Raw genomic sequence first — 16,592 nt, 5'->3', positions numbered from 1 at the left:
CTTTTGCCTTCTTTTTCTTCTATGATTACATGAAATCTCCATCCTTTACATATACTATCTCTAGGTTTTGCAAAGACAGTCTGGCATACAGGAGGAGTAAAGGATGAATCAAAAAATAATCGCTGTAATAGCGGCGGGGAGCATGCTGTTCGGAGGCGCCGGCGTATATGCGGGAATGAACCTGCTGGAAGCCGAAAAGCCCGAAGCCGCAGCTGTTGCCGCAACGGCTCAAGCTGACTCTGATCGGGCTGCAGCTATGGATAAAATTGAAAAAGCATATGAATTGATTTCAAATGAATATGTAGAAAAGGTTGATAGAGAAAAGCTGCTTGAAGGAGCCATTCAAGGGATGCTGTCTACATTAAACGATCCTTATTCCGTCTATATGGACAAGCAGACGGCAAAGCAATTTTCTGATTCTCTTGATTCCTCTTTCGAAGGCATCGGGGCTGAGGTTGGAGTGGAAGAAGGCAAAATCATTATTGTGTCGCCATTTAAACAATCTCCTGCGGAAAAAGCCGGGCTGAAGCCGAATGATGAAATCATCAGTATTGATGGAGAATCGATGGCGGGCAAGGATTTAAATGACGCTGTCTTAAAAATAAGAGGAAAGAAAGGTTCCAGCGTGTCAATAAAGATTCAGCGGCCCGGGACGAAGAAGCAATTGTCATTCCGCATTAAGAGAGCTGAGATTCCGCTTGAAACGGTGTTTGCTTCAGAGAAAAAAGTGCAGGGGCATTCTGTCGGGTATATCGCCATTTCTACTTTTTCTGAGCATACTGCGGAGGATTTTGCAAAAGCATTGGGCAAGCTCGAGAAAAAAGGAATTGAAGGCCTCGTGCTGGATGTTCGAGGAAACCCGGGAGGATATCTTCAAAGTGTTGAAGAGATTCTTAAGCATTTCATTACAAAGGATCAGCCGTACATTCAGATTGCTGAACGCAATGGAGATAGAAAACGTTATTTTTCAACATTGACCCATAAAAAAACATACCCTGTCAATGTCATCACAGATAAGGGGAGCGCCTCTGCCTCCGAAATTCTTGCAGGCGCATTAAAAGAAGCGGGGCATTATGATGTTGTAGGCGACACGTCGTTCGGAAAGGGAACTGTTCAACAAGCTGTACCGATGGGAGACGGCAGCAATATTAAACTGACGCTTTACAAGTGGCTGACGCCAAACGGGAACTGGATTCATAAGAAGGGTGTTAAGCCGACCATTGCGATAAAGCAGCCTTATTATTTCTCCGCAGGTCCATTGCAGCTAAAAGAGCCTCTTAAAGCTGATATGAACAATGAAGATGTGAAACATGCACAGGTTTTGCTGAAAGGACTCAGTTTTGATCCGGGTCGGGAAGACGGCTATTTCAGCAAAGAAATGAAAAAAGCGATTTTGGCCTTTCAGGATCAAAACAAGCTCGCAAAAACGGGTGTGATTGACAATCGCACCGCGGAGAAAATAAATCATTTAATTGAAATGAAAAAATCAGATGAAAAAAATGATTTGCAGCTTCAAACGGCGCTTAAATCATTATTTGTCAATTAAAGGAGATGGTGTTCCATCTCCTGTTTCTTTGTGCTTAATGAATAAATAAACCATAAGTCACATAAAAATTGAGTTTTTGACAAGATATTAAAAAATTTTTCACAAATAAACATTTATAAAGGACCGAGATTACCCGATATCAATATAAGAGAGAGACTTTCTAACGAGAAAATATGCATTTAAAATGAAACTTTTGCAAGTTGCCTAGTCGTTGTTTACTTCATACAATATAAGAAGGTTCTAAAAAGAACAGTAATCAGGTTTATGGCAGCTGAACTACAGGTATTTAAAAGAGAAACGTTAGCGAGAATGCTTGTTAGCACTCCAGTACTGCTGCTTATACTGGCCCGTGCTTATCTGTACAAAGAAAATGGGGGTTCACAATTGAAGAGGGCAAGTATTGTGCGTGAAAAAAAATATTATGAATTAGTGGAACAATTAAAAGACAGAACACAAGACGTAACATTTTCAGCTACAAAAGCACTAAGTCTTCTTATGCTGTTTAGCAGGTACCTAGTGAATTACACAAATGTTGAATCGGTCAATGACATTAATGAAGAATGTGCCAAGCATTATTTTAATTACTTAATGAAAAACCATAAACGATTAGGAATCAATCTGACAGATATAAAGAGGTCGATGCACCTGATCAGCGGGTTATTGGACGTTGATGTAAACCATTATTTAAAGGATTTTTCACTATCGAATGTCACGCTCTGGATGACGCAAGAGAGATAAACCCTCCTGAGGATATCCAAGCCATTTAATATTTGATAGAATATGAGTAACATGTTTGGCTTGAGGCGGTGAAAGATAGTGTCTGTTCAATGGGGATTTGAACTGTTAAAAAGTGCGGGCCTGTTCTTTTTGCACCCGCTATTCTGGTTTTTTGTCATTGTAAGTCTGGCTTTCGGATATGTAAGGATCAAACGTGAGCGAAAAACCTTTCATACAAGAATAGCAGACATTTATGATGAACTGAAATTTACATATACAAAAGGGTTAATTCCCGGTATCCTTTTGTCTATTGTTTTGGGGGTACTCGGAATTTCTATTCCTCTCGGTATGCTTGCGATTATTGCCGTTATGACTGCAGCGGCAGCGTTCACTCTTCGCGCAAACTGGATGTCTGCTGCATATATCGTCAGTGTGAGTATGCTGATAGGTTTTGGACTGCAAGTGAATCAGGCTGAACCTTTTCTGGATCGGTTTCCGCAAGGCTATGCGGTCGTGTGGCCGGCTCTGGCGGTGTTTTTGGGGTTATTGGTTATCGCTGAAGGAGCGGTTGCATATCGTTCTGCCCATGTGAAAACATCACCGGGATTGGTCGTCAGCAGCCGCGGTTTGCCGATCGGTCAGCAGCTTGCAAACCGTATATGGCTTTTGCCGCTGTTTATTCTTGTACCTGGCAATGGATTAGAATCACACCTCAGCTGGTGGCCTGTGTTTTCTGTTCCCGGAGGGTCATTCCATTTTCTGTGGATCCCTTACTTTGTCGGATTCGGCCAAAGGGTGCAGGGTTCCCTTCCTGAAACCAGTATAAGAATCACAGCGAAGCGAGTCTGTATTCTCGGGCTTATTGTCTCCGCTCTCGGTGCAGCGAGTTTGCTGTGGACGCCGCTTGCGGGTGCAGCTGCCTGTGCGGCTGTATTAGGACGTATTTTTCTGTCCGTGAAGCAAAGGGTAAACGACAATGCAGCACCGTTTTATTTCTCCAAGCGTGATCAAGGCTTAATGGTGCTTGGCATTATACCAAATACACCGGCTGAAGACTTGGAATTAAAAATCGGAGAAATTATTACGAAAGTCAACGGCGTGCCCGTTAAGCACGTATCTGATTTTTATGAAGCGCTCCAGCGCAACCGTGCGTATGTGAAGCTTGAAATTATCGGTCTGAACGGGGAGATTCGCTTTGATCAGCGTGCGTCTTATGAGGGAGAACATCATGAATTGGGCATTCTGTTCGTAAAGGATGACCGTGAAGATGAGGCAGCCGCTTTGCCTGGATCATAAAAAACAGCCCGGTACCACATTTTGTGTGGCGCCGGGCTGTTTTGTTTTACGCTGAATTTTGTTCCATGTGTGCCGTTTCGTCAGATTTGATGCCTAACGAAACAAAAACACCAATGATGGATACTGCGAAGAGAATAATAAATAACGTGTGATACCCAGAAATCAGGCCAATTAAGGCTGACGAAATAATGCTTCCGAAATAACGGAAGGTCGAGAAAATGCCGGAAGCCACTCCGGACATCGCGGGCTCTACTGTAGCAAGGGATGACACCTGCATGCTGGTCAGTCCGACTCCGGATGCAAGCCCTCCGAGAATAAGAGAGATCATCAGGAAGAAAACGGAATGGGAGCTGCTCAAGAGTAAAAATAACAAATTGGCTCCGGCCATCATCGCAAATGAGAGAAATATGATTTTTTTCGCACCCCATTTATGATGGAGCTGAGCGCCTGCCCAATTGCTCGCCGACATAAATATCGAAAAGACGGAAAGCGCCATACCGCTGTTAGATGTATTAAGCCCAAACTGGTTTGTCATGAATAACGGCATGATCAATAAGACGGCATACATCATTAGATTGCTTAACAAGACGGATAGATTGGCATTTGTAAAGGTTGAGCTTTTAAATAGCGCAAAATCAATGATTGGATGCTGTGTGCGTTTTTCCCGTCTGAAAAAAAGCGGGACAAAAAGCAGTATCAATATGCTGTATAATGCATAGCCCCATGAAGACTCATTTTTCGTCAGCAGGATAATCGAAACGATGCTGCCTGCCAGCAAGAGAGAGCCGATGATATCCAGCGGCGCCTCTGATTTGTTTTCTTTATATTGAGGAAACATGGTCAATGCTGTAAATAAAGCAATGGCGAGAAACGGGATGTTGACCCAAAAAATCGAATGCCAGCTGAAGCTGTCAATCAAAAGAGAGCCGATAAACGGCCCGAGAGCGGCGCCCAGACCCGCGCCGAGCCCGAAATAGCCAAATACTTTCGGAAGGCGTTTCTCTGATACAACGTGCCGGATAATGGCAATGCTGTTTGGCGTGAGCAGTGCCCCGCCGACAGCCTGCAAAGCCCGAAATACAATTAACAAAAACAGGCTCGGCGATAGAGCGCAGCCTAATGAAGCAATCAGAAACAGGCCGACGCCCCATAAATACATGGTTTTGTTGCCGTACATGTCACCGAGTTTTCCGGCTATTGGCTGTGTGACGGCCATGACGATTAAATAAACGGTAACCACCCAAGTGATGCTTGCGATGGATTCGTTATACGTATGTGATATAGATGAAAGCGCGACTGCGATCATCGTTGAGTTAATGGGAACCAGGATGGCCCCCAATAAAAGTGAGACGATCAGCGCCCATTCTTTTTTTGAGCTCATTGGGATCCTCCTTTTGTTTTGCCAAGGAGCTAACGGGCAGTAATTCCTTTGACGAATACAGCTGTACTATGCTCCAGCATTTTTTCCTGGGGCATTGTAATCACTCTGTCTCCTAAATGAAGACGGTGTACAAAGTAACCAAAAATCATCGAAATAAATACATCGGCATGCTCCGATTCATCTCCTGTCTGGATAGCCCCTTTATCACCCATGCTTGTGAGATAATCAACTAAAAGCTGTTTCATAGATTGGGGATATTCAGTCACATGGTCGATGACATCCTGAAACATGGCCGGTTCACGAAAGCTGATTTTAATTATATCTTTTCTTTGTTCAAGCTCTTCCAGCAGACAGGTTCCGATATGCAGCAGGTCTTTATACAAATCTCCCTCTGTTTGCTCAAAGATGCGATTTCGATTTGCGGAATGCTGAGAAAGCAGAGCCTCGACAAGCCCCTGTTTGTTTTTAAAATTCCTGAAAATCGTCGCTTCACTTACGTTTGCTTTTTCTGCAATTTCTTTTGTCGTCGTTGCACGATATCCTTTTTTGACGAGCAGCTGCATGGCAGCGTCAAGGATTCTGCGGTTTGTCGGTCTCAATACATTTCACCTCACGAATATACTGGCAGGACAAGTATACACCTGCCCCGCTTGTATAATAAAGAGGGTGGGCGCATCAGGACCGGCTGACAACTGTGATTTTGCCGCTGTTTCCGTCTACAGTGACGATGTCTCCATCTCGAAGCCTTTCTGTCGCTGCACGTGTGCCGAGAACAGCGGGAATGCCGTATTCCCGTGCGATTATCGCTGCGTGAGACAAGATTCCTCCTGTATCTGTAATAATGGCTTTGGCATCTTGAAACAGGCTGGTCCATAGCGGTGTCGTCATTTTGCAAACCAGGATGTCTCCAGGCGCGAATCGAGAAAACTCACTGGCATCCCGAATCAATTTAACCGGCCCTGTTGCGATACCGCTTGATGCTGCAATTCCGAAAATATCATTCTCCGTGTTTTTTTCATCTTCTATGACAGCACCGACAATTTCTTCAGCCGCCTTCAGCTGCGCTTTTGTCGGTGTACCGAGATAAGCAGGCGCCTGTGCCAGCTCATACTCATGAAAGATTTGTCTCCGTTTTTCAGCCTTCTCTTGAAGGGATACGGGATGAAGGAGCGCGTTTTCCACCTCGTCATCATATAAGAACCAAAGGTCTTCTCGATCTCGGATCACACCGCTTTTGGCCAGCAATTCTCCTACCTTCAGCAAAAAGACCCTCGCCTTGGCATCCAGCATAGCATCAATGTAAAAATGATGATCATCCTTAATATTGGACGAATTCAGCGTCCATTGATAATAACGTTCAAATTCTTTCTGCAAAGCGGAATCCTCAATGCTTTGCAAGAATTCATTGTACAACTTCTCACGTTTTTCAATGGTCTTCTTAAATTCGTTGTCAAAATGATAGCCATTGCGGACGTAGTTTTGGATATGAGTCAATGCGTAATATGGATTCTCTGCCCAAGTCTGTTCAATCAGATCGTGGCTTTTTACAGATCTCCATCCGTATTCCTGTAAAAATGCATTGACTTTTTGCAGGAAACATCTGCCCTCGTCGATTTGTTCTAATGTCTTCTGCAGCTGCTGCGGCTCGGTATGCTCAAAAATGGCTGTCAGATTCGGATTTTCTCGTGCTTCAACGGAGAATTGCCATAGGCGGCGGTCTGTTTCCAGCGATTTGTTCATGACTCCTGTCAGCATTTCATAAAAATGTGAGTTTTCAGCTTCACCCTGAATGTTTTGATACATTGCTTGCAGTTTGTTCGTCAACAGAATTTGCGGGAAAACGATATTGAAGTGTTCCTCATAGGCCGTGAGATAAAAGGCCTTCAGTTTTTTAAAGGCCTCCAGCGCACTTTCCGGAGTGTGTTCCGTTTGTGCGAGTTGGTCCAATGTCCGGTAAAACGGAAGGTACGTATTATGAATGATGTCGTACATGCGCTCGGCCAATATCGGAAAAAGCTCTTCGGCACTGTCCTCAGGAGGCTGTTGTTGTCCGCCTTGATTTTTTGAATAAATATGTCCCCGGTAAACTTTTACTTCATCGACGATGACACCGATCGGGAACTGCTGCATACTTTTCTTTAAGCCGTATTCAAGTGCGGGCACAATAAAAGATGAAAATAGCGGACTGACCGGGCCTTCGATGTTGGACTCCATATTGAGCCAAAAATCATCCATATCCTCGTCGGTGATCATGAAGTTCCGTTCTTCCTCAGCCGCTTTTTTATCCTGTTCAATGGTGGTAATTGGCCGTGCCTGCAGAAGGTACAGTTTATGATTGGCGATGCCGAATTCTAAATCAACAGGATATCCGTATAGGGCTTCGGTTTTTTTGGTGATTTCAGCCAGCTCAATTACCTGTTCATCTGTAAGGCAAAAACGGCTGCGCATGTCTTCGCTCGTTTCTTTTTCGGCAATGCCTTCTGCTGCGGACTCCATGTAGATCTCTTTTAAACCCATTTCTTTCTGAATCTGAAATGAAGCTTTATGAACGATATACGTGTCAGGAGTGACGCTTCCTGATACGACAGCTTCTCCCAGGCCGTAGCTGGCGCTGATTAATAACTCTTTATCATCATGGGTAACGGGATTTTGGCTGAAAATCACACCCGATATTTCTGAATTGATCAGGCCCTGCACCACAACACCCATTAACGGCTCAGCGATTTGATTGTTCATTTTCTTCTTATAGCGGCTGACCCTGCCTGAGAAAAAGGAGGCCCAGCATTCTTTCACCTTAGCCAGAAATTCTTCTTCTGTTTTTATATTTAAATAGGTTTCATATTGACCGGCGAATGAAGCGCCCTCTAAATCTTCTGAGGCTGATGAAGAGCGGACGGCCACGGAACGATATGATTCTCTCAGCTCGTAAAAGGAGTTCGTCAGCTCGTTCTTTAGCTCATCTGAAAATGTTCCGGCAATAATGGCATTTTCGATATTTTCGCTTGAATCATGAAGCTGATTATCCTCCATAAAACGGGCGAGAGCGTTCGTTTGAATGATAAACCCATCTGGAACAGGAAGTCCGTGTTTGGTCAGTTTAATCAGATTCATGCCTTTTGCTCCAGTCAGCTGACTGGATTCTTCAGCTTGGTGAAATAACACAGAGTACATGTTTAAAACCCCTCTTTCCTTAGTATTTTTCTCTCTATCTTTTATTATTGGGAGCCAATGTTCAAAAAATGATAGTGAACACTATCACTCAATTGTAGGTTTAAAGGAAAATGCTGTCAAACGCAAAAAGTCCTAAATAAAATGAATATTTAAGTTAGTTAGATGATCATGAAAAATAAAACTGAAGCGGGTCTGTTTGCTTATTTTTTCGTATTTGCAAATCGTTTCACTGAGCTTTCAGATCGCTGTTGGCCAAGCTTTCTTCGTTAAACGAGACTTAATACCTATCTTCCTGTTAATTTGACAATCAGTACAGTTTCAGCTCTTATTCAGCCGCACTAAAATCAATTTTTCTTTATATTTGATGCCGTCTATTTTGCCTGCCGGTGATCTATTAATTTATGATGAACATGTATTCTGTCCGGATTGAATAGCTGGATTTGGGTCTTGCAAAAACTCGGACGAGGCATCTGTCTATCTATAAGAAGAGAGTTTTGCGGCAGGGCACGATGATTGAATTGAACTGAAAAAGGGTATGGTGTATAAAGAGGGAACCATTGCACGATTGTCCGATTCTTCATTTTTTACTATAATCAAATCAGATGAAGAATCCCTGAGGAGGGTTTTTGTGATTACAAAAGCCGTTTTTGCATTATTTTTCCCTTTTATGCTTGTTGTCCTATTTACGAGAGTGACCTTTAACCATTACGTGGCGATCGCTCTTACAGCTGCATTGCTGTTTGCTTCTTATTTAAAAGGCTATACAGAAACGTATTTTATTGTGGGATTAGATGTTGTCTCTCTTGTGGCGGGCGGACTTTACATGGCCAAAAAAGCTGCTGAGAAAAAAGAAGAATAAACCGGACATAATGAAATATAAAGATGAATTCCTGCTTTTACGTTTTAAAAGCAGGTTTTTTATACATGAAAATAGCTGGAAATAAAAAACCACCGAACTTTAGTTCGTATTTTTGGTGATTTTGCTTTCCATTGTGTTACTATATCTATAGGAAGATTTCGTTAAAGAAACGGAGGCTTATTTGTGAAAGATCGCTTTGAGTTAGTCTCAAAATACCAGCCCCAGGGAGATCAGCCGAAAGCCATTGAAAAGCTTGTCAAAGGCATTCAGGAGGGCAAGAAGCACCAGACTCTGCTGGGTGCAACAGGAACGGGCAAAACATTTACGGTGTCCAATTTGATTAAAGAAGTCAATAAGCCGACACTCGTCATTGCCCATAACAAAACCCTTGCCGGACAGCTTTACAGCGAGTTTAAGGAATTTTTTCCGAACAACGCTGTCGAGTATTTTGTCAGCTACTATGATTATTATCAGCCGGAGGCGTATGTGCCTCAAACGGATACATTTATAGAGAAAGATGCCAGCATTAATGATGAAATTGATAAACTCAGACACTCCGCTACATCGTCTCTGTTTGAACGGAGAGATGTAATTATCATTGCAAGTGTGTCTTGTATTTACGGTCTCGGTTCGCCTGAAGAATACCGTGAAATGGTTGTGTCATTGCGTCCTGAAATGGAAATTGAGCGCAACGAGCTGCTTAGAAAGCTTGTTGACATTCAATATGCCCGCAACGATATTGATTTTCAGCGCGGTACGTTTCGTGTGCGCGGAGATGTAGTGGAAATTTTCCCGGCATCCCGTGATGAACACTGTGTAAGAGTCGAGTTTTTCGGAGATGAAATTGAACGGATCAGGGAAGTGGATGCCTTGACCGGAGAAATTTTAGGCGACCGTGAACATATTGCGATTTTTCCGGCATCCCACTTCGTTACGCGGGCCGAAAAAATGGAAAAAGCGATTCAAAATATCGAGAAGGAGCTTGAGGAGCAGCTGAAGGTCATGCATGAAAACGGCAAGCTTCTGGAAGCGCAGCGCTTAGAGCAGCGGACGAGATATGATCTTGAAATGATGCGGGAAATGGGCTTCTGCTCCGGCATTGAGAACTATTCAAGACATTTGACGCTTCGCCCGCCGGGTTCAACACCGTATACGCTTCTCGATTATTTTCCTGACGATTTTATGATTGTGGTGGATGAGTCGCACGTGACGATTCCTCAGGTGCGCGGCATGTTTAACGGAGACCAGGCGAGAAAGCAGGTGCTTGTGGATCACGGATTCCGTCTTCCTTCAGCGCTTGATAACCGCCCGCTCCGGTTTGAAGAATTTGAAAAGCATATGCACAATATCGTCTATGTGTCAGCAACACCAGGGCCATATGAGATTGAGCATACAGATGAAATGATAGAGCAGATCATCCGTCCGACAGGGCTTCTTGACCCGCTTATTGACGTGCGGCCGATTGAAGGGCAGATTGATGATTTAATCGGTGAAATTCATGCGAGAGTTGAACGGAATGAACGGGTGCTTGTGACGACTTTGACGAAGAAGATGTCAGAGGACCTGACCGATTATTTAAAAGAAATCGGCATCAAAGTTAATTATCTGCATTCAGAAATTAAGACGCTTGAACGGATCGAAATTATCCGTGATTTGCGTCTCGGCAAGCATGATGTGCTCATTGGCATTAACCTCCTGAGAGAGGGGCTTGATATTCCGGAAGTATCCTTGGTTGCGATTTTGGATGCGGATAAGGAAGGCTTCCTGCGTTCGGAGCGTTCGCTTATTCAGACGATCGGACGGGCGGCGAGGAACGCGGAAGGCCGTGTCATTATGTACGCCGATAAAATGACGAAGTCTATGGAAATTGCCATTAATGAAACGAAACGCCGGCGCGAGCAGCAGGAGCGGTTTAACGAAGAGCACGGCATTACGCCGCAAACGATTAATAAAGAAATTCGTGACGTGATTCGTGCGACTGTGGCTGCTGAGGACAAAGCGGAGTATAAAACAAAAGCTGCGCCGAAGCTGTCGAAAATGACGAAGAAAGAGCGTCAAAAAGTCGTCGAACAAATGGAGCACGAAATGAAGGAAGCCGCCAAGGCGCTTGATTTTGAAAGAGCCGCGGAGCTTCGCGATTTACTTTTAGAGTTAAAAGCGGAAGGATGATGAAAGAATGGCTATGGATCGGATTGAGGTGAAGGGAGCAAGGGCGCACAACCTGAAAAATATTGATGTGACCATTCCGAGAGATCAGCTTGTCGTTGTCACGGGCCTGTCTGGTTCAGGGAAATCCTCCCTTGCCTTTGATACCATATATGCAGAAGGGCAGAGACGATATGTTGAGTCGTTATCCGCCTATGCCCGCCAGTTTTTAGGGCAAATGGATAAGCCTGATGTGGATGCGATTGAAGGGCTTTCTCCTGCCATCAGCATTGACCAGAAAACAACGAGTCGAAACCCGAGATCTACTGTCGGTACGGTAACGGAAATTTATGATTATCTGCGTCTTTTGTATGCGAGAGTAGGGAAGCCGCATTGCCCGGAGCACGGAATTGAAATCACGTCACAGACCATTGAGCAGATGGTGGACAGGATTTTGGAATATCCGGAGCGGACGAAGCTTCAGGTGCTGGCGCCGATTGTGTCCGGCAGAAAAGGCGCTCATGTAAAGGTGCTTGAGCAGATCAGAAAACAAGGCTATGTCAGAGTCAGAATTGACGGCGAGATGGCCGAGCTCTCTGATGAGATCGAATTAGAAAAGAATAAAAAACATTCAATTGAGGTTGTCATTGACCGTATTGTGGTAAAAGAAGGCGTAGCAGCCCGTCTGTCGGATTCATTGGAGACAGCGCTTCGATTAGGTGAAGGGCGTGTCATGATTGATGTAATCGGTGAGGAAGAGCTGATGTTCAGTGAGCATCATGCCTGTCCGCATTGCGGATTTTCAATCGGTGAACTTGAGCCGCGGCTTTTTTCATTCAACAGCCCATTCGGAGCGTGTCCAACGTGTGACGGTCTAGGTATGAAGCTCGAAGTTGATGCAGATCTTGTCATTCCCAATCAAGATTTGTCATTGAAAGAGAATGCAATTGCCCCTTGGACGCCGATCAGCTCACAATATTATCCGCAGCTTCTTGAAGCGGTCTGCACCCATTACGGCATTGATATGGATGTGCCGGTAAAGGATCTGCCGAAGCATCAGCTGGATAAAGTCCTTTATGGAAGCGGAGATGACCTGATTTATTTTCGTTACGAAAATGATTTCGGGCAAATACGCGAAGGTGAAATCCAATTTGAAGGCGTATTGCGCAACATTGAAAGACGCTACAAGGAGACAGGCTCGGATTTCATCCGTGAGCAGATGGAGCAATATATGTCCCAAAAGGCTTGTCCGACTTGTAAAGGTTATCGGTTAAAGAAAGAGGCGCTTGCGGTACTGGTCGACGGACGTCATATCGGAAAAATTACCGAGCTGTCTGTCGGAAATGCCCTTGATTTCTTCAAAGACCTTATGCTTTCTGAAAAGGATATGAAGATTGCCGATCTGATTTTGCGGGAAATTGTGGAGCGTTTAAGCTTTCTGGATAAAGTCGGACTTGATTATCTGACACTGAGCCGGGCAGCGGGAACATTATCCGGGGGAGAGGCGCAGCGGATTAGGCTGGCCACTCAAATCGGTTCGCGGTTATCCGGTGTGCTTTATATTTTAGATGAGCCATCAATTGGTCTGCACCAGCGTGATAACGACCGTTTAATCAGCGCGCTGAAAAACATGAGAGACCTGGGGAACACACTGATTGTTGTCGAACATGATGAGGATACGATGATGGCAGCCGATTATTTAATTGATATCGGCCCGGGTGCCGGCATCCACGGAGGACAAGTTATTTCCGCGGGAACTCCGGAAGAAGTCATGGCAGATCAAGATTCGTTAACAGGCAGCTACTTATCAGGGAAGAAATTTATCCCGCTGCCTCCCGAAAGAAGAAAACCGGACGGCCGCTATATTGAGATTAAAGGCGCTTCAGAAAACAATCTGAAAAAGGCAAATGCCAAGTTTCCGCTAGGGACGTTTACAGCGGTTACGGGCGTTTCAGGATCGGGGAAAAGCACCCTGGTCAATGAAATACTTCACAAGGCATTAGCGCAAAAGCTCCATAAAGCAAAAGCGAAGCCAGGCAGCCACAAAGAAATCAAAGGCCTCGAACATTTAGACAAAGTCATTGATATTGATCAGGCGCCGATCGGAAGAACGCCGCGGTCAAATCCTGCGACATACACCGGTGTTTTTGATGATATTCGCGATGTGTTCGCACAGACAAATGAAGCGAAAGTCCGCGGCTATAAAAAAGGCCGTTTCAGTTTTAACGTGAAGGGCGGCCGATGTGAGGCCTGCCGCGGTGACGGGATTATAAAAATTGAAATGCACTTTCTTCCTGACGTATACGTGCCATGTGAAGTGTGCCACGGCAAACGCTACAATCGGGAAACACTTGAAGTGACATACAAAGGAAAAAGCATTTCTGATGTGCTTGATATGACGGTCGAAGATGCTCTTTCTTTCTTTGAAAATATCCCGAAAATTAAGCGCAAGCTCCAAACCCTGTACGATGTTGGTCTTGGTTATATTACGCTCGGCCAGCCGGCGACTACTTTGTCGGGCGGTGAAGCGCAGCGGGTAAAACTTGCATCTGAACTGCATAAACGCTCAACCGGGCGCACGCTGTACATTTTAGATGAACCGACAACAGGTCTGCACGTCGACGATATCGCCAGACTTCTAGTCGTGCTTCAGCGGTTGGTTGATAATGGAGATACAGTGCTTGTCATTGAGCATAATCTTGATATCATCAAGACGGCTGATTATATTGTTGATCTGGGGCCCGAAGGCGGAGCCGGAGGCGGCACCATTGTCGCGTCGGGAACACCGGAGGAAATCACTGAAGTCGAAGAGTCGTATACAGGGCGTTATTTGAAGCCTGTTATGGAGCGCGACAAAAAACGCATGAAGTCACTCTTGGAAGCGAAAGAAACTGCAACATCTTAAAACCCTCTTTTCAGAGGGTTTTCACTTTTCTTTGCAGTATTTATTAAAACGTCTTCTTATACAGCTGCCGGCTCACATTCATTAAATCTTGAACAATATGAGTGCTGCTGCTGTCCAGAAGAACTTTTATATATTGAATGTCATGAGAGATGGGAAGAGGCCCGTGAATCTGTTCAAGCTCGGCTAACATTTCACGGTTCATTCTTTTTTGTTCATGAATCAGTTTTAAAACGGATTCTTGTGTTACTGTATAGTCACTGGGATCTTTCTCCATTGCTTGTCCAGCCTCCTTGATTGCCGTAAGCTTTTTACATATTGTAATCGGTACGGCTGAAAGATTCTACTTCTAAAACTTTTTAAAATCCAATTTCCGTAAATGGAAGCATGTCTAAAGGATGATTTTGAAACCTCTGGAGGTTTTATGCGTATATCTATCTAAGTAAAACGTCCTGACTTATAATCACGGATGATTAACGATGGGAGTTGAATAAATTGAACCGTAATCAAGCCATAATTGCATCACTTTGTTATTTCAGCGTCTTTATCGCGCCGGTCATTGTGCCGATTGTCGCTTATTTTGTTGTTGATGAGAAAGAGACAAAACGTCACGCGATACGTTCTCTGCTTTCTCACATTGTTCCTTTTGCCGGCTGGCTGGTCTTATTTATCGCTTTTCTTGGCGGGGCTATTGCCATAGATGGGGACAGTGTGATGCCTGTATTTGTGATGATTGGCGGCGCAATCGTATATTTCTTAGTTGTGATTGGCATTATTATTTGGAACGTCATTCAGGGCATTAAGGTGCTGCGTGCAGCATAAGTAGATCATAGGGAGGAGATCGAATGAAGCAGGAAAAGGAACGAATCCTCAAGCTTGTGGAGGAAGGAAAGCTGACGGCACAGGAAGCACTGACGCTGATTGAAAAGCTCGACAGCGACTATAAGGAAAAAGAAGAAAAAATCACGGCTCTGTCAGTTAACGTTCATGAAGAGGATGAGCCATTCACAGCGGCCAAAAAAGATGGCAACAAGCCGTCTTTAGGGGCGAAGCTGTTCGACTGGATTGATTCTGCTGTGAAAAAGGTGAAAGAAGTTGATCTTGATTTAAACTTCGGGCACTCGTTTGACGTACAGCATATTTTTCAATTTAAGGATACTGAGTTTTCCAGTGTAGAGCTCCAGATCGCAAACGGCAGCGTAAATATTGTTCCGTGGGAAGACGAGGATATCAGAGCGGAATGCCAGGCGAAGGTATATCGCACTGACAGCCAAGAAGCAGCAAGAGACGCTTTTCTTCAGCATATTGAATGTGAAATCAAAGGAAATAAGTTTTTTATCCGTACAGAAAAGAAAACGATGAAAACCAATGTCACATTGTATATTCCTCAGAAGGAGTATGATAAGATTCGGGTGAAGCTGTTTAACGGACCGATCAGAGGGGAACATTTACATGTAAAAGAGTTCTCGGCGAAAACGACAAATGGCGTGCTGTCGTTCTCGAATTTGACGGCTGAAAAAGCTTCGGCAGAAACGGCGAACGGCCAAATTAAGCTAGCCAATCACAATTGCGGCACGATAGAAGCGGAAACCATTAACGGGCTGATTGATCTGCGCGGAAAAAGCGAATCCATTGATGTTCAAAGCTTTAACGGAAATATCGCGATTACTGTAACAGAATCAGACTGCCGCTCGATTTACACAAAAACGACGACTGGAAATGTGGAGCTGTCGATTCCGGATGATCTTGCGGTGAAGGCTGAGCTGAAAAGCAATCTCGGCTCGCTGTCCCACGAATTAATAGATGTTGATATGCTGAAAGAAAAAAATGATACCATTCAAAAAGAAATGATGTTCACTTCTAATCAAGCACATGATCAAAACATCGCCGTTTTCTCCGAATCATTAACTGGCGCCATCAAATTAAAGTATACACAGAGGTGATCGAATGAATAGATTATATCGTTCAGAAAAAAACAGGAAAATGGCCGGCGTCATCGGCGGCCTGGCGGAGTATTTCAACTGGGATGCGTCACTCCTCAGAGTGATAACCGTCATTTTAGCCGTTATGACAAGCGTTATTCCTGTTCTGCTCATATATATCATTTGGATTTTTATTGTTCCGTCAGAAAGGGATATGAAGTAACATGGTCAAATGGGCAGTCAGCATTTTAGTAAATGCTTTATTATTAATCGTCATTGACGGTTACATTGATTCCATTCATATCAGCAGCATCGGGGCAGCGATTATTGCCAGCCTTATTTTATCAATCTTAAACGTGCTGATTAAACCGCTCTTGATTATCTTTACGCTGCCTGTCACAGTTGTGACGCTGGGTCTCTTTTTGTTTGTGATTAATGCCATCACCTTGATGATGACAGCGTCCATTATGGGTGACAGTTTTCAAATTGACGGCTTCGGATCAGCCATCTTGGCATCTGTTGTCCTGTCGGTGTTCCATTTGCTGATTCAAAAAGGCATTTTAGAACCGCTTCGGAAAAAATAAAAGCTGCCATGCAAGGGACTGACCCCATAAGATGAGACAAATAAAAAACACCTTCAAGTTTGAAAACGG

General features: G+C 44.2%; 14 protein-coding genes. 10 read left to right on the top strand and 4 right to left on the bottom strand.

Annotation, left to right across the window (positions count from 1 at the left end):
• Positions 1-103 precede the first annotated feature (103 nt).
• The 3 genes from LNN34_RS18080 (at position 104) to LNN34_RS18070 (ending at position 3,559) form a co-directional block, all read left to right on the top strand.
• Positions 104-1,546 (top strand): S41 family peptidase, encoded by a 1,443-nt coding sequence (locus tag LNN34_RS18080; protein WP_229044077.1) that lies wholly within the window; start codon positions 104-106, stop codon positions 1,544-1,546.
• Positions 1,547-1,930: 384 nt separating this feature from the next.
• Positions 1,931-2,284 carry a swarming motility protein SwrAA gene (gene swrA, locus LNN34_RS18075; RefSeq protein WP_015251121.1) on the top strand — a complete coding sequence of 118 codons (354 nt, stop codon included), beginning with the start codon at positions 1,931-1,933 and terminating at the stop codon, positions 2,282-2,284.
• 78 nt (positions 2,285-2,362) lie between these two features.
• Positions 2,363-3,559 (top strand): S1C family serine protease, encoded by a 1,197-nt coding sequence (locus tag LNN34_RS18070; RefSeq protein ID WP_069486853.1) that lies wholly within the window; start codon positions 2,363-2,365, stop codon positions 3,557-3,559.
• 46 nt (positions 3,560-3,605) lie between these two features.
• On the opposite strand, the gene LNN34_RS18065 is transcribed toward LNN34_RS18070, so the two are convergent.
• The 3 genes from LNN34_RS18065 to LNN34_RS18055 all read right to left on the bottom strand — a co-directional run bounded on the left by LNN34_RS18065 (position 3,606) and on the right by LNN34_RS18055 (position 8,111).
• Positions 3,606-4,940 (bottom strand): MFS transporter, encoded by a 1,335-nt coding sequence (locus LNN34_RS18065; protein ID WP_044159425.1) that lies wholly within the window; start codon positions 4,938-4,940, stop codon positions 3,606-3,608.
• 29 nt (positions 4,941-4,969) lie between these two features.
• Entirely contained in the window at positions 4,970-5,539 is a 570-nt protein-coding gene (locus tag LNN34_RS18060) for a TetR/AcrR family transcriptional regulator (protein ID WP_106295430.1), read from the bottom strand.
• A gap of 76 nt (positions 5,540-5,615) precedes the next feature.
• Positions 5,616-8,111 (bottom strand): PEP/pyruvate-binding domain-containing protein, encoded by a 2,496-nt coding sequence (locus LNN34_RS18055; protein WP_229044075.1) that lies wholly within the window; start codon positions 8,109-8,111, stop codon positions 5,616-5,618.
• 628 nt (positions 8,112-8,739) lie between these two features.
• Between LNN34_RS18055 and LNN34_RS18050 the strand changes: the two genes are divergently transcribed.
• From LNN34_RS18050 to uvrA, 3 genes are all read left to right on the top strand, one after another.
• Positions 8,740-8,970, top strand: a complete 231-nt coding sequence (locus LNN34_RS18050; RefSeq protein WP_003228053.1) for a CsbA family protein — start codon at positions 8,740-8,742, stop codon at positions 8,968-8,970.
• A 183-nt stretch (positions 8,971-9,153) separates the two neighbouring features.
• Positions 9,154-11,139 carry an excinuclease ABC subunit UvrB gene (gene uvrB, locus LNN34_RS18045; protein ID WP_010332039.1) on the top strand — a complete coding sequence of 662 codons (1,986 nt, stop codon included), beginning with the start codon at positions 9,154-9,156 and terminating at the stop codon, positions 11,137-11,139.
• Between the two features lie 7 nt (positions 11,140-11,146).
• Positions 11,147-14,020, top strand: a complete 2,874-nt coding sequence (gene uvrA / locus LNN34_RS18040) for an excinuclease ABC subunit UvrA (RefSeq protein ID WP_229044073.1) — start codon at positions 11,147-11,149, stop codon at positions 14,018-14,020.
• A 43-nt stretch (positions 14,021-14,063) separates the two neighbouring features.
• On the opposite strand, the gene LNN34_RS18035 is transcribed toward uvrA, so the two are convergent.
• Positions 14,064-14,294: a hypothetical protein gene (locus LNN34_RS18035; protein WP_024123000.1), complete on the bottom strand. Its 231-nt coding sequence runs from the start codon at positions 14,292-14,294 to the stop codon at positions 14,064-14,066.
• Positions 14,295-14,512: 218 nt separating this feature from the next.
• Here LNN34_RS18035 and LNN34_RS18030 point away from each other — a divergent pair, with 218 nt between their 5' ends.
• The 4 genes from LNN34_RS18030 to LNN34_RS18015 are packed head-to-tail and all read left to right on the top strand — an operon-like array spanning position 14,513 to position 16,523.
• Positions 14,513-14,839, top strand: coding sequence for a hypothetical protein (locus tag LNN34_RS18030; RefSeq protein ID WP_044159406.1), 327 nt, complete (start codon positions 14,513-14,515; stop codon positions 14,837-14,839).
• 23 nt (positions 14,840-14,862) lie between these two features.
• The gene (locus LNN34_RS18025; RefSeq protein ID WP_059292452.1) at positions 14,863-15,960 is read left to right on the top strand and encodes a DUF4097 family beta strand repeat-containing protein; all 1,098 of its coding nucleotides are present in this window, start codon (positions 14,863-14,865) and stop codon (positions 15,958-15,960) included.
• Positions 15,961-15,964: 4 nt separating this feature from the next.
• Positions 15,965-16,162, top strand: coding sequence for a PspC domain-containing protein (locus LNN34_RS18020; RefSeq protein ID WP_024122997.1), 198 nt, complete (start codon positions 15,965-15,967; stop codon positions 16,160-16,162).
• Position 16,163: 1 nt separating this feature from the next.
• On the top strand, positions 16,164-16,523 hold the full coding sequence (locus tag LNN34_RS18015; RefSeq protein WP_010332033.1) for a phage holin family protein: 360 nt from the start codon (positions 16,164-16,166) through the stop codon (positions 16,521-16,523).
• The last annotated feature ends 69 nt before the right edge of the window (positions 16,524-16,592 follow it).

Source organism: Bacillus sp. AF23 (genome assembly GCF_020861455.1).
Taxonomy (GTDB): domain Bacteria; phylum Bacillota; class Bacilli; order Bacillales; family Bacillaceae; genus Bacillus; species Bacillus halotolerans.
Note: the sequence above shows the minus strand (reverse complement) of the source record. Positions and strands in the feature narration are given on the sequence as shown.